The following is an 11,879-nucleotide window of genomic DNA, read 5'->3' as shown; positions in this document are numbered from 1 at the left end:
CTACGCCTCCTCCTCTTCCTTCATGTCCTTCTTGTCCTTGCGGTTGAACTCGACCTGCACGCGCGCCTTGGCGATCTCCGGGAAACCGAGCCGGCGGCTGGTGGCCTTGCGGCCCTTCACCCCGGGGACCTCGACGTCCAGACCGTCCTCGTCCACGATGAGAATGCGGGCGATCAGCTCGCCGCCCTCGGTGAGCTGGAACTTCACGAGCCGGTCGACGGCGCGCACGTAGTGCCGGTGCTCGGTGAGCGCGCGCTCCGCGCCGGGGGTGCCGACCTCCAGGTCGTAGGCCGCGTCGCCCATCGCGTTGGTCTCGTCGAGCTTCGCCGAGAGCGCACGGCTCACATCGGCGATCGCGTCCAGGTCGGCACCTTCGTCGGAGTCGACGACCACACGGAGCACACGCTTGCGTCCGACCGAGTCCACGGCGATCTCTTCGAGATCAAGTCCCTGGGAGGTGACGAGCGGCTCCAGAAGTTCTCGCAGCCTCTCGCTCTGGGTGGTGCTCATCCGGGTGACTCCTCGGCCGCGTGTGCTGTTGTGGGATGGGGCGCGTGTCTGATCAAAGGGTATCGGGTCCCGGGGTGTGTTGCCGTCCACGTACGCCCCCCGGCGCCCGGTGCGGGCGCCGGGCCCGGGGCCCCGGGCGGCCGGGCTCCGTCACCGGCCCCGGGGCGGCACGCGCGGTGCCCCGCGGCTCCTCGGGGAGTCGCCCCGAGGGCCGTCGAGCCGGTGACACGACTCACGCGGGTGCGCGGGTACCGTGATCACCGGCGGGCCGTCACCCGTCCATCCGTTCGTACGACTCCCGAGGACGTCTGCCGTGCAGTTTCCCCCGCCGCCGCGCATCCCCTCGGGGACGCGCAGAAGAACCCTGCTCGCCTCGGCCGCGGGTGGCCTGCTGCTGACCGGATGCACCGACGGCCCCGAGGAGCAGGAGGAGGCCACCGCGGGCAGCCCGTCGCTCGCCGAGCGGGCACGCGCGCGTGCCGCCGTCGACAGCGCGGGACTCGTGGCACGCTACGACGCCGCCCTCGCGGCCCACCCGGCACTGACGGAACGGATCGCACCCCTGCGCGAGGCGGCCGTGCGGCATGTGACGGCCTTCGGAGGCGCACGACGCTCCCCGCGGGCCTCCGCGACACCCTCGGTGACGCCCCCGCCCTCCGCGTCCGCTCCCCCGCCCGGCACCGAGAGGAACGCCCTCGCCGAGCTGGCCGCCGCCGAGCGGGCGCTCGCCGACCGGCGGGCCCAGGAACTGCTGGCGATGCCCGGCGAGCTCGCCCGGCTGCTGGCGTCCGTGGCCGCGGCCGGGGCCGCGCACGCGTATCTGCTGACCCAGGCGCCGACGGAGGGCCCCGCATGAGCGAGTCGACGAAGCAGGCCGGACTCACCGCGCTCCAGGCGGCCCTGGCCGCCGAGCACGCGGCGGTCTACGGCTACGGCGTGGTCGGCGGCCGGATCCGCGAGGGCCGCCGCACCGAGGCCCGCACCGCCTACGACGCCCATCGCGCCCGGCGCGACACGCTGGTCCGCGAGGTACGCGACCTGGGCGGCAAGCCGGTCCCGGCGGCCCCCGGATACGCCTTGCCGTTCGCGGTGACCGACTCGGAGTCGGCCGTACGGCTGGCCGCCGAGCTGGAGGACCGCGTGGCCGGTGTCTACTCCGACCTGGTGCGGGCCACCACCGGCGAGCGCCGGGCCGCCGCCGCGCTGGCTCTGCGGGAGGCGGCGGTCCGCGCGGTGCGCTGGCGCGGCGGGAGCGTAGCCTTCCCTGGGCTCGCCGAGCGGGCGGCGACGGCCTCGGCGTCGCCCACGGCCTGAGGTTCACGGGGACACGGGAAGGACAACTCGCGCATGGCTTTCGAACCGCCGCGGCGTCTGGTCAGGGCGCTCGGTGAGAGCGCGCCGAACGGTGACGACTGGCTGGAGAAGCTGCCCGAGGCGCTCCACCGGGCCGTCGCGCTACGCGAGTTGACCGTGGAGCGGGTTCAGGTGCCGGGTGGCCGCAGCAGCCTCGTCGTCCTCGTGCGGCAGGCCGACGGGACGCCCGCGGTGCTCAAGCTGGCCCCGCCGCGGGCCCGGCCGCAGAGCGAGCGGGCCGCGCTGGCGCACTGGGCCGGGCGGGGTGCCGTACAGCTGCTCGAAGAGTCGGCGGCGGAGGGCGAGTTGCTGCTGGAGCGGCTGCATCCGGACGTCTCGGTGCGGTCGCTGCCGGAGGCGAAGGCGTTGCTGGAGGCCGCGGGCACCCTGCGCAGGCTGTGGGTGGAACCCCCGGCCGGCGGCGAAGCTCATCTCTTCGAGACGGTCGCCGAGCGCACCGGCCGGCAGGCCCGCGCCATGCGGGCGAGCGCGGACGCCGACGCGGAACTGGTGCCCTTGGTCGACGCGGCGCTGGCGGTGCGTGAGGAACTGGTGGCGGCACCGCCCGAACACCGGCTGCTGCACGGCACGTTCCGGCAGTCCAAGGTGCTCGCCGCGGACCGGACGCCGTGGCTGGCCGTGGGGCCCGACCCGGTGGTCGGCGAGTGCGCGTTCGACCTCGCGCGGCTGGTCCGCGACCGTGTGGAGGACCTGATCGCGTCCCCGTCCGGCGCGGCGACCACCCGGCGGCGGGTGAAGCGGCTCGCGGAGTCCCTGGACGTGGACCAGGAGCGGCTGCGCGGCTGGACCCTGTTCCGGGCCGTGGAGTCCGGGGTACGAGCGCGCCGGGTCGGCCGGCCGCAGGACGCGGATCTGCTGCTGGAGTTCGCGGGCTGGCTGTAGCCGGAATGCGCGGTCCGGTTACAGGAAGCCGCTGCCGGGACCTGCCGTCCGGTGGTGTGCGCCGATGGCCGGGTGGACCGGCGGGGGCGCCCGGCGGGCGCGGGACTGACCGCGCCCTCCGCCGTTCTCCGTCGGCAGAGGGCGCGGCACGACCGGCCGGCGTGCCTCCCGAGCTTGCCGACCGGAGCCTCAGGGACCGACTCGGGGCCGGGGCGGGCGGCGCCCGGTGGGAACGCCGAGCAGACTTCCCTCGATCGCCAGCAGATGTGTGTGTCGGCGGATGTGCGCGTCCTGGTCCGCGCCGGTCCCCTCGGCGTGCTCGTCGGTGTGCTCGTCGGTGTGCGACTCGGCGTGGCCCAGAGGGTGTTCCATGGCGGGTTCCGCGAACGGCACGTGCTCGAACAGCGCGAGGTCGTCGGGCCGAACGGACCAGGACAACTGCCGTCCCCCCGCCATCAGCCGCAGCCGGACACTGCCGTGGTGCCCGGCCCTGACGGCCGGGGTGATGACGGCGCTCGCGGGGTGGAGGGCCGCCAGCCAGGCCAACAGGTGGGCCCGCTCGCGGCTGAGGCGGCCGGACTCCTGCGCGTAGGAGTCGGCGTGCCGCTGCCAGCGCGTCACCTCCTGTCGGCAGACGGCGAGGTCGTCCGCGAGACGCGACGGGGAGTCCGCCGCGCGCCCGCGGGCCGCGAGGCGCCGCAGGAGGCGGCGGAGTGGGAGAAGACCCGCACGGCCGCGCCGCGCGGAACGCGGGAGGGGGCGCGGCCGGCCGGGTCCGGGGCCGTCGGGCGGGGAGCCCTGGGTGGATGCGGACATGCGCTGCTCCGGGTGCGGTGGACGATGCGGTGACCGGACTGCCCTGAACGGGCGGCGGGCGGCGCGGGTCCGCCGGGTTGTCCTCGGGTGGAGCCGGTGCGGCGGTAGTACCCGGCGCCGCGGGCGTTGGCGGCGCGGCACGCGTCGTCGACAGGTTCGCGTCGGCGCAGGTGCCGCTGATAGGCCGCCCGGGTGCCGCAGGGCGCGGGCTCCCGGCGCGGACGGCCTTGCGGGCTCTCGGCGCTCCCGGTGTCAGGCGCCGGGCCCAGCCGGACCCCGGCGTGCTCCAGGGCGTACCGCTGGGCTCCGGTGAGACCGGCGACGATGCCGCTGCGACGGCCCTCGGCCAGCCCTTCCTCACGCTTGAGCACGGCGTCCCGGCACGGCAGGAGGACGGGACAGGCCCGGCAGACGGCGACGGCCAGGTCGCGGGTGCGGTCGGCGAACCAGAGCTCCGCGTCCTGGAGTCTGCAGGCGGCGTTCAGCTCCCAGCCCCGTCCCCGGCCGTCGGCGGCCGACGGACTCACCGGTGTGTTCCCCGGTCCGGCCCGGTCCCGCGGACCGGTGTCAACGGACCCGCGTAGGCGGCCACGTTGGCGAGGGAGCACCGCTCCGGACGGCCGTCCAGCGACATCAGCGGCATACCGTCGGCGGTCTGCGCTCCCTGGAAGTACCAGATGTCGCCGTGGGCGTCGCGATACGGCAGCACGAGGTCGTAGGTGGTCCGGCCGAGCCTGAACAACCGTTTCGCCTGAGCCTCTCCCCCGGTAGCCCGATCGTCGGACGCGGGCGCGAAGGCCCCGGAGGCGGGCATGGCGGCCCCGGAGGCGGGCATGGCGGCCCCGGAGGCGGGCGCGGCGGCCTCTGGCGCGGCGGCGACCCGGCCCAGGACCGACATCCGCACGCCGTGGCGCCGTCCCTCGCCGGTCAGGAGGTGCGGGTGGGCCAGTTCGCTGACCACGGTGATGCCGAAGTACGCACGCCACTGGCCCCACTCGGCCAGGTCCGGGACGCGGAGCAGCACCCGTACGGTGTCGCCGTCGGCCTCGACGGCGAGCAGCCCGGGGTGCCGGCCCGCCTCGGACTCGACGGCCCGCGCCACGCGCCGGGCACGCCGGCAGTCGATGTCCCAGGCGAGGGCCTGGCGCTCCAGATCGGTAGGCGCGGGGGTGCCGGAGCAGCCGCCGCCGGCCCTCGGGAGCGAGGTGCGCGACCAGCCGCCGTCGGACGTCCGGTGCAGCACGGCGGCGGTGAAGCGGTGCTCACTCACGCCGACACCGCCCCGACGGTCCACCGCAGTTGCCGCATCGCGCGGTGGGTGAGGGCGCGGACGGCACCGACGGTGCGGCCCATCTCGTGAGCCGTCTCCTCGGGCGACAGCTCGTCGAGGAAGCGCAGTTGAAGGCAGTGGCGCTGCGGAGGGCTGAGGGTCAGCAGGGCACGCTGGACGGCCTCGCACGCCTCCACGGCCTCCAGGGCGCGCAGCGGCGGGGACTCGCCTTCGCGGGCCGGGCGTACCGGGTCCCTCGGCTCGGCGACCAGGGTCTCGCGCCGGGTGCTGCTGCGGCCGATCTCGTCCAGGTAGAGGTTCCGGGCGATGGTGATCAGCCAGGCGGCGAACGCGCTGCCCTGCCAGGCGAAGCCGCCGATGCCGCGCAGGGCGCGCACGAACACCTCCTGTGCCAGGTCCTCGGCCAGGTGTCCGTCGCGCGTGCGGAACACCAGATAGCGGTACACGACGCGGTAGTGCTCGCGGTACAGAAGGGCGAACGCCTCACGGTCGCCCTGGCGGGCCCGCGCGACTAACGCGGGCTCGGGACCGATCGGCGCGGTCCGGATGTCGGTCTGGGCGGACGAGGTCTGTGCGGACAGGGTCGATGCGGACAAGATCGGTGCTCCTCGGACGTCATGCGTGCGGTGCGGATGGGAGGCCTCGATGTCTTCGGTTTCTGCGGTGTCTTTGGCGTCATGGGTGTCATTGGTGTCTGCGATGTCTCTGGCCTTTGGCGTTTGTGGCTCCTTCGGCTCCTTCGGCTCTTTCGGCTTCTTCGAGCCTTCGACATCTTCGATATGCATGTAGATGTAGATTGCTGGGTAAAAAAGAGAGTGATCCGCGATGTTCGGACGGGGATCGCACTCGCCGCGCCGGCCGGGCGCTCGCCGGCGCTTCGGCGACGAGAAGGCCGCCGGTCCCCGACTCTCCGGAGTCATCTACAGTCTTCACGTAGATGCAGATAGTGTCAAGCCGCTCACGGACCGCGAGGAGCCGACGCACACAGGGGCGCACCGCGGCACGCCAACCCCCCGGACGCTCCGGGCGCACACCCGCGTCGCGTCATCAATCTGCAATCTACTTGCGCATGTAGATATCGATGCCGGATCCTCTGACGTGTGACCACCGAGCCGACACCCCCCACCGAGCCTCCGGCGGGCGACGACCTCCCGCACGAGGGCGAGGACCTGTCCGACCTGCTCACCAGGCTCCTCTCCGCGACCCAGGGCAGGACCCAGAAGGACCTGGCGTCTCAGGCGGGCATCTCGTATCCGACTCTGAACGCGTGGATGAACCGCACGCGCGGCACCTCACGCATCGATCCCGAGCGCCTGCGGGCCATGGTCGAGGTCTTCCGGAGCTGGGGTGTACGCACGACACCCCGCGAGTTCTTCGAGGCCGTAGGCCGCCCCGTGCCCGGCCCCAGCCGGGACGAGCGCGAGGCGAGACTGCTGAAGCTCTACCGGCAATTGCCAGAATCGCGCCAGCGGGCGCTGCTCAAGGACGCCGAGGCGATGTTGCAGGTCAGTCGGATCGGCTGACGCGTCGGCAGCATCACGGAGCCGACGGTTCCGGCATATGCGGCTGTCGACGGCTGCCCACTGATCCGCCGAAAACCCCCATCTGTGCACACAGGCCCCGGTACCATCAGTCACCCGCTGACCTCCCGGAGCGGATCACTGCAGCGCGTTGTGCATCCCTGGGGAGACAGTTGTGTGCATCCACGTCCGCGTAGCGACCGATCTGCCGGCCATGGTCGTCTGGGATCCGGACGAGGTCAGTGTCCTCGTCGCCAGAGGAGCCCACCTTCTCGACGTGATCCGAGAATTGCGCGCCCTGCTCACGATCGATCTGGGCGCACCGGAGGGACCCGGCAACGTTCTCCTGTGCTACTGCGGAACGCGGGTGAAGCTGCCGGCCGAACTCCTCACCCGCGCCGTCGCCGCGCAGGCGTGCTGACAGCCGCGACCGGGCGCGACCGAACGGCCGCCGCGGGCAGGAGCACCGTGGCGGCCTCGTTCGGGCCCTCGGACCGGACGGTCCGTTGTGATCAGGCGGTCAGGCGCGCGATCGCCTCTTCGACGGTCAGTTCCTCGCGCTCACCCGTCCTGCGGTCCTTGAGCTCGACGACACCCTCACCCGCGCGGCGGCCCGCGACCAGGATCTTCGGTACGCCGATCAGCTCGGAGTCCGTGAACTTCACACCCGGCGACACCCCGGCCCGGTCGTCGACCAGCACGCGCAGGCCCGCCGCGGAGAGCTTGTCCGAGACGTCGAGGGCCAGCTCGGTCTGCAGGGCCTTGCCCGCGGCGACGACATGGACGTCGGCCGGGGCGACCTCGGCGGACCAGCACAGGCCCTTGTCGTCGGCGGTCTGCTCGGCGAGGGCCGCGACCGCGCGGGAGACGCCGATGCCGTAGGAGCCCATGGTGACCCGGACCGGCTTGCCGTTCTGGCCGAGCACGTCGAGCTTGAGGGCGTCGGCGTACTTGCGGCCGAGCTGGAAGATGTGGCCGATCTCGATGGCGCGGTCCAGCTTCAGGCCGGTGCCGCACTTCGGGCAGGGGTCGCCCTCCTGCACGACCACGACGTCGACGTACGCGTCGACCTCGAAGTCACGGCCCGCGACCACGTTCTTCGTGTGCATGCCGTCCTTGTTGGCACCGGTGATCCAGGAGGTGCCGGGCGCCACGCGCGGGTCGGCGAGGTAGGTCACCTTCTCCAGGCCCTGCGGACCGACATAGCCGCGGACCAGGTCCCGGCGCTCGGCGAAGTCGGCCTCGGTGACCATCTCCACCGTGGCCGGGGCGAAGTGGGCCTCGACCTTGCCCATGTCGACCTCGCGGTCACCGGGGACACCGACGGCGACGATCTCGCCGTCGACCTTCACCAGGAGGTTCTTCAGGGTGGCGGAGGCGGGGACACCGAGCGAGGCGGCGAGGGTCTCGATCGTCGGGGTGTCCGGGGTGGGGATCTCCTCGGCGGCGGGCACGGCGGAACCGTCCGCCGGCTTCAGCGTGTAGGTGATCGCCTCGGTGTTCGCGGCGAAGTCGCAGTTCGGGCAGTCGGCGAAGGTGTCCTCGCCGGCCTCGGCGGGCGCCAGGAACTCCTCCGACTTCGAGCCGCCCATCGCGCCCGCGGTCGCGGCGCAGATGCGGTAGTCGAGGCCGAGGCGCTCGAACACACGCTGGTAGGCCTCGCGGTGCAGGGCATAGGACTTCGCCAGGCCCTCGTCCTCCAGATCGAAGGAGTACGAGTCCTTCATCAGGAACTCGCGGCCGCGCAGGATGCCGGCCCGGGGGCGGGCCTCGTCGCGGAACTTCGTCTGGATCTGGTACAGGATGACCGGCAGGTCCTTGTAGGAGGACGCCTGGTCCTTCACCAGCAGGGTGAAGATCTCCTCGTGGGTCGGGCCGAGCAGGTAGTCGCCGCCCTTGCGGTCGTTCAGGCGGAACAGCTCCTGGCCGTACTCGTCCCAGCGGCCGGTCGCCTCGTACGGCTCGCGCGGCAGCAGCGCGGGGAGCAGCACTTCCTGGGCGCCGATGGCGTCCATCTCCTCCCGGACGATGCGCTCGACGTTGGCGAGGACCTTCTTGCCGAGGGGCAGCCAGCTCCAGATACCGGCGGCGGTGCGGCGGACGTAGCCGGCGCGCACGAGAAGCTTGTGGCTGAGGACCTCGGCGTCCGCCGGGTCGTCGCGCAGCGTCTTCGCCATCAACTGGGACATGCGCTGGACCGGTGCGTTGGCCATGGTTCTCGTACTCCTGCCAGTAAGGGTGATGGCTAGGAGGTTAGCCGGGGGGCGGGGGGCACCGGAAATCGGTTAACGGCGGCGCAGTGGCAGGGGCGCGCCCATCACGGCGTACGGTCTGGGGGCGCTCGGGAAGACCACGCGGCGGGCCAGGTCGACGTAGCCGAGGGAGTGGTAGAGGCCGCGGGCGGGGCTGTCGGTGTCGATCGCGGAGAGGATGCTGCGCGGTTCGTCGGCGGTGTCGGTGATCCGGGTGATCAGGGTCCGGCCGATGCCGCGGTTCTGGTACGACGGGTGGACGTGCAGCTCGGTGATGACGAAGGAGTCGTCGAGCCAGGTCTCGTTGTCCCGGGCACGCAGATAGGGCTCCACGACCGTGGACCACCAGTGGGTGCGGTCGTTCGGCATGCCGTAGACGAAGCCGGCGAGGTGCCCGGCGACGGTCGCGCCGAGGGCCCGCGCGCCCGGGTAGGTCATGTGCCGCAGGATGATCTGGCGGCGTACGGCGACCTCGTCCTGGTCCAGCCCGAAGGCGAGGGCCTGGACCGCCAGGGCCTCGTCCACGTGCGCCGCGAGGTCCAGAGGGCTGATGACGAGGTCCATGACCGGAGCCTACAGGGGGTGATCCTCTAGAACAGCACGCTCATGAACGCACCCACTTCGTCGAAGCCCACCCGCCTGTACGTCCTTCTCGCCGCCGTGTTGAAGTCGTTGACGTACAGGCTGACCATGGGGGCCACGTCCGCGAGGGCGTACCGGAGGACCGCCGCCATACCGGGGGCCGCGAGGCCCTTGCCGCGGTACTCGGGGGCGACCCAGACGCCCTGGATCTGGCAGGCGCGTTCCGTGGCGGCGCCGATCTCCGCCTTGAACACGACCTTGCCCTGGTCGTCGACGCGGGCGAAGGAGCGGCCGGTGCCGACGAGCTCGGCGACGCGGGCCTGGTAGAGGAGCCCGCCGTCGCCGGCCAGCGGGGAGACGCCGACCTCCTCGGTGAACATGGCCACGCAGGCCGGCATGATCGTCTCCATCTCGTCCTTGCGGACGCGCCGGACACCGGGGTCCGGGGCGATGTCGGCGGGCATGCGGTCGGTGACCATCAGCGGCTGTTTGGACCGTACGTCGCGGGCCGGACCCCAGTGCGGTTCGAGCAGGCGCCACAGTTCGGCGGTGGGCTCGGCGGGGCCGACGATCGAGGAGCAGCGGCGGCCGGCCCGGCGGGCGCGGTCGGCGAAGGCGCGGATCGCGCGCGGGGTGGCGCAGATGGGGACGAGGTTGGCGCCCGCGTAGCAGAGGGACGTGAGCATGCCGTCCTCGTACCAGCCCCACATCTCGCCGCCGAGGCGCCAGGGGTCCAGGCCGGCGATCCGGACCCGGGAGGTGACGAAGGCGTTCGCGACGGGGTCCGTGTCGAGCACGGTGAGCGCGGCGTCCAGGTCACTCGGTTCGAGGACCCGGGAGGTGGTCTGGGTCAACACGTGCGGGGCCTCACGCTGGGGTTGCTGCTGATCCTCCGCACTATAGCTGCGCGGGCTGGGCAGTGCGCCGTCCGGTTTGGGGGGCTGTTGTGCGTTGGCGACTTTGCGTGCCGTCGTGGCTGGTCGCGCCGTTCCCCGCGCCCCTTGGGTGGTCGGGGGGTGCGGGCTGGCGGCCGCTTGCCGATCGTCGGGGATTTTGCGCCGTTCCCCGCGCCCCCACTTCGGCTCGGGGGCTGCGGATCGTTGGCGGCATTCCGTTCGTCGGGGCTGGTCGCGCCGTTCCCCGCACCCCTGGGGTGGTCGGGGGTGCGGGCTCGTGGCGACTTGCCGTTCGTCGGGGCTGGTCGCGCCGTTCCCCGCGCCCCTGGGGCAGTCGGGGCGTTGCGGGCTGGCGGCCGCTTGCCGTTCGTGGCGGATTTTGCGCCGCTCCCCGCGCCCCCACTTCGGCTCGCGCGCCCCTGGGGGGCCGGGGGTGGCTCAGGGAGTCAGCCTGCTACCGAGACCGAGGGCTCGCCCGAGGGGGTTCCGTCGGCCTCCATCTGCTCGGCCAGCTTCATGGCCTCTTCGATCAGGGTCTCCACGATCTTGGACTCGGGGACGGTCTTGATGACCTCGCCCTTGACGAAGATCTGGCCCTTGCCGTTGCCGGAGGCGACGCCGAGGTCGGCCTCGCGGGCCTCGCCGGGGCCGTTGACGACGCAGCCCATGACGGCGACGCGGAGCGGGACCTCCATGCCGGTGAGGCCGGCGGTGACCTCTTCGGCCAGCTTGTAGACGTCGACCTGGGCGCGGCCGCAGGACGGGCAGGAGACGATCTCCAGGCCGCGCTGCTTGAGGTTGAGGGACTCCAGGATCTGGATGCCGACCTTGACCTCCTCGGCGGGCGGCGCGCTCAGCGAGACGCGGATGGTGTCGCCGATGCCCTGGGAGAGCAGTGCGCCGAAGGCGACGGCCGACTTGATGGTGCCCTGGAAGGCGGGGCCCGCCTCGGTGACGCCGAGGTGGAGGGGGTAGTCGGACTGGGCGGCGAGCTGGCGGTAGGCCTCGATCATCACGACCGGGTCGTTGTGCTTGACCGAGATCTTGATGTCGCGGAAGTCGTGCTCCTCGAAGAGGGACGCCTCCCACAGGGCGGACTCGACGAGGGCCTCCGGGGTGGCCTTGCCGTACTTCTGGAGCAGACGCTGGTCCAGCGAGCCCGCGTTGACGCCGATGCGGATCGGAGTGCCGTGGTCGTTGGCGGCCTTGGCGATCTCCTTGACCTGGTCGTCGAACTTCTTGATGTTGCCCGGGTTGACGCGGACCGCGGCGCAGCCCGCCTCGATCGCGGCGAACACGTACTTGGGCTGGAAGTGGATGTCGGCGATCACCGGGATCTGCGACTTGCGGGCGATGGTCGCGAGCGCGTCGGCGTCGTCCTGGGTGGGACAGGCGACCCGGACGATCTGGCAGCCGGACGCGGTCAGCTCGGCGATCTGCTGGAGCGTGGCGCCGATGTCGGACGTACGGGTCGTCGTCATCGACTGGACCGAAACGGGGGCGTCCCCGCCGACCGCCACGGAACCGACCTGGATCTGCCGGCTCTTCCGGCGCTCGGCGAGCTTGGTCGGAACGGACGGCATGCCGAGAGAAATCGCAGTCATCTGCTGTGCAACCCCAAGTCGTGGATCAAGGTCCGGACCCGTATCTGCGGCGGGCTCCAGGCTTCGAGATTACGGCACGCGGCCCGCGCCGATCACATCACACCGGTAAACCACTCGATGGAATGCGGCCGGACACCCAGGGTGCCCGGCCG

14 protein-coding genes are annotated in these 11,879 nt (G+C 72.4%); 5 read left to right on the top strand and 9 right to left on the bottom strand.

Translation table 11 applies throughout. The features are described from left to right. On the bottom strand, positions 1-510 hold the full coding sequence (gene rimP, locus ABZZ79_RS26275; RefSeq protein WP_356692624.1) for a ribosome maturation factor RimP: 510 nt from the start codon (positions 508-510) through the stop codon (positions 1-3). Positions 511-823: 313 nt separating this feature from the next. Here rimP and ABZZ79_RS26270 point away from each other — a divergent pair, with 313 nt between their 5' ends. From ABZZ79_RS26270 to ABZZ79_RS26260, 3 genes are read left to right on the top strand one after another with little or no spacing between them, the layout of a single operon-like run. Beyond that, positions 824-1,366, top strand: a complete 543-nt coding sequence (locus ABZZ79_RS26270) for a hypothetical protein (RefSeq protein WP_356692622.1) — start codon at positions 824-826, stop codon at positions 1,364-1,366. Next, the gene (locus tag ABZZ79_RS26265) at positions 1,363-1,824 is read left to right on the top strand and encodes a ferritin-like domain-containing protein (RefSeq protein WP_356692620.1); all 462 of its coding nucleotides are present in this window, start codon (positions 1,363-1,365) and stop codon (positions 1,822-1,824) included. Before ABZZ79_RS26270 ends, ABZZ79_RS26265 begins: the two co-directional genes overlap by 4 nt. Before the next feature lie 33 nt (positions 1,825-1,857). Then, positions 1,858-2,766, top strand: a complete 909-nt coding sequence (locus ABZZ79_RS26260; RefSeq protein WP_356692618.1) for an aminoglycoside phosphotransferase family protein — start codon at positions 1,858-1,860, stop codon at positions 2,764-2,766. Positions 2,767-2,955: 189 nt separating this feature from the next. On the opposite strand, the gene ABZZ79_RS26255 is transcribed toward ABZZ79_RS26260, so the two are convergent. The 4 genes from ABZZ79_RS26255 to ABZZ79_RS26240 are packed head-to-tail and all read right to left on the bottom strand — an operon-like array spanning position 2,956 to position 5,469. Continuing rightward, positions 2,956-3,387 carry a hypothetical protein gene (locus ABZZ79_RS26255; protein ID WP_356692616.1) on the bottom strand — a complete coding sequence of 144 codons (432 nt, stop codon included), beginning with the start codon at positions 3,385-3,387 and terminating at the stop codon, positions 2,956-2,958. Then, entirely contained in the window at positions 3,384-4,109 is a 726-nt protein-coding gene (locus tag ABZZ79_RS26250) for a WhiB family transcriptional regulator (RefSeq protein ID WP_356692614.1), read from the bottom strand. The genes ABZZ79_RS26255 and ABZZ79_RS26250 overlap by 4 nt, the downstream gene beginning before the upstream one ends. Beyond that, positions 4,106-4,852 carry a BN159_2729 family protein gene (locus ABZZ79_RS26245; RefSeq protein WP_356692612.1) on the bottom strand — a complete coding sequence of 249 codons (747 nt, stop codon included), beginning with the start codon at positions 4,850-4,852 and terminating at the stop codon, positions 4,106-4,108. Before ABZZ79_RS26245 ends, ABZZ79_RS26250 begins: the two co-directional genes overlap by 4 nt. Then, the gene (locus tag ABZZ79_RS26240) at positions 4,849-5,469 is read right to left on the bottom strand and encodes a sigma-70 family RNA polymerase sigma factor (RefSeq protein WP_356692610.1); all 621 of its coding nucleotides are present in this window, start codon (positions 5,467-5,469) and stop codon (positions 4,849-4,851) included. Before ABZZ79_RS26240 ends, ABZZ79_RS26245 begins: the two co-directional genes overlap by 4 nt. Positions 5,470-5,973: 504 nt before the next feature. Between ABZZ79_RS26240 and ABZZ79_RS26235 the strand changes: the two genes are divergently transcribed. Continuing rightward, complete coding sequence (locus tag ABZZ79_RS26235; protein WP_356692608.1) at positions 5,974-6,396, top strand: helix-turn-helix domain-containing protein; 423 nt, start codon at positions 5,974-5,976, stop codon at positions 6,394-6,396. Between the two features lie 172 nt (positions 6,397-6,568). Beyond that, positions 6,569-6,814: a hypothetical protein gene (locus ABZZ79_RS26230; RefSeq protein ID WP_356692606.1), complete on the top strand. Its 246-nt coding sequence runs from the start codon at positions 6,569-6,571 to the stop codon at positions 6,812-6,814. 91 nt (positions 6,815-6,905) lie between these two features. Here ABZZ79_RS26230 and ABZZ79_RS26225 read toward each other — a convergent pair whose 3' ends face one another. From ABZZ79_RS26225 to ispG, 4 genes are all read right to left on the bottom strand, one after another. After that, positions 6,906-8,606, bottom strand: coding sequence for a proline--tRNA ligase (locus tag ABZZ79_RS26225; RefSeq protein ID WP_356692604.1), 1,701 nt, complete (start codon positions 8,604-8,606; stop codon positions 6,906-6,908). Positions 8,607-8,678: 72 nt separating this feature from the next. Further along, positions 8,679-9,209, bottom strand: a complete 531-nt coding sequence (locus ABZZ79_RS26220) for a GNAT family N-acetyltransferase (RefSeq protein ID WP_356692602.1) — start codon at positions 9,207-9,209, stop codon at positions 8,679-8,681. Between the two features lie 26 nt (positions 9,210-9,235). Then, positions 9,236-10,084 carry a GNAT family N-acetyltransferase gene (locus tag ABZZ79_RS26215; RefSeq protein WP_356692600.1) on the bottom strand — a complete coding sequence of 283 codons (849 nt, stop codon included), beginning with the start codon at positions 10,082-10,084 and terminating at the stop codon, positions 9,236-9,238. A gap of 485 nt (positions 10,085-10,569) precedes the next feature. Next, positions 10,570-11,727 (bottom strand): flavodoxin-dependent (E)-4-hydroxy-3-methylbut-2-enyl-diphosphate synthase, encoded by a 1,158-nt coding sequence (gene ispG / locus ABZZ79_RS26210; RefSeq protein WP_356692598.1) that lies wholly within the window; start codon positions 11,725-11,727, stop codon positions 10,570-10,572. Positions 11,728-11,879: the final 152 nt, after the last annotated feature.

The organism is Streptomyces sp. NPDC006458 (assembly GCF_040612135.1).
Lineage (GTDB): Bacteria > Actinomycetota > Actinomycetes > Streptomycetales > Streptomycetaceae > Streptomyces.
Note: the sequence above shows the minus strand (reverse complement) of the source record. Positions and strands in the feature narration are given on the sequence as shown.

Coding starts and splice junctions, on each gene's coding strand:
- rimP (WP_356692624.1), bottom strand. CDS start 510: ATGAGCACCACCCAGAGCGAGAGGCTGCGAGAACTTCTGGAGCCGCTC.
- ABZZ79_RS26265 (WP_356692620.1), top strand. CDS start 1,363: ATGAGCGAGTCGACGAAGCAGGCCGGACTCACCGCGCTCCAGGCGGCC.
- ABZZ79_RS26260 (WP_356692618.1), top strand. CDS start 1,858: ATGGCTTTCGAACCGCCGCGGCGTCTGGTCAGGGCGCTCGGTGAGAGC.
- ABZZ79_RS26225 (WP_356692604.1), bottom strand. CDS start 8,606: ATGGCCAACGCACCGGTCCAGCGCATGTCCCAGTTGATGGCGAAGACG.
- ABZZ79_RS26220 (WP_356692602.1), bottom strand. CDS start 9,209: ATGGACCTCGTCATCAGCCCTCTGGACCTCGCGGCGCACGTGGACGAG.
- ispG (WP_356692598.1), bottom strand. CDS start 11,727: ATGACTGCGATTTCTCTCGGCATGCCGTCCGTTCCGACCAAGCTCGCC.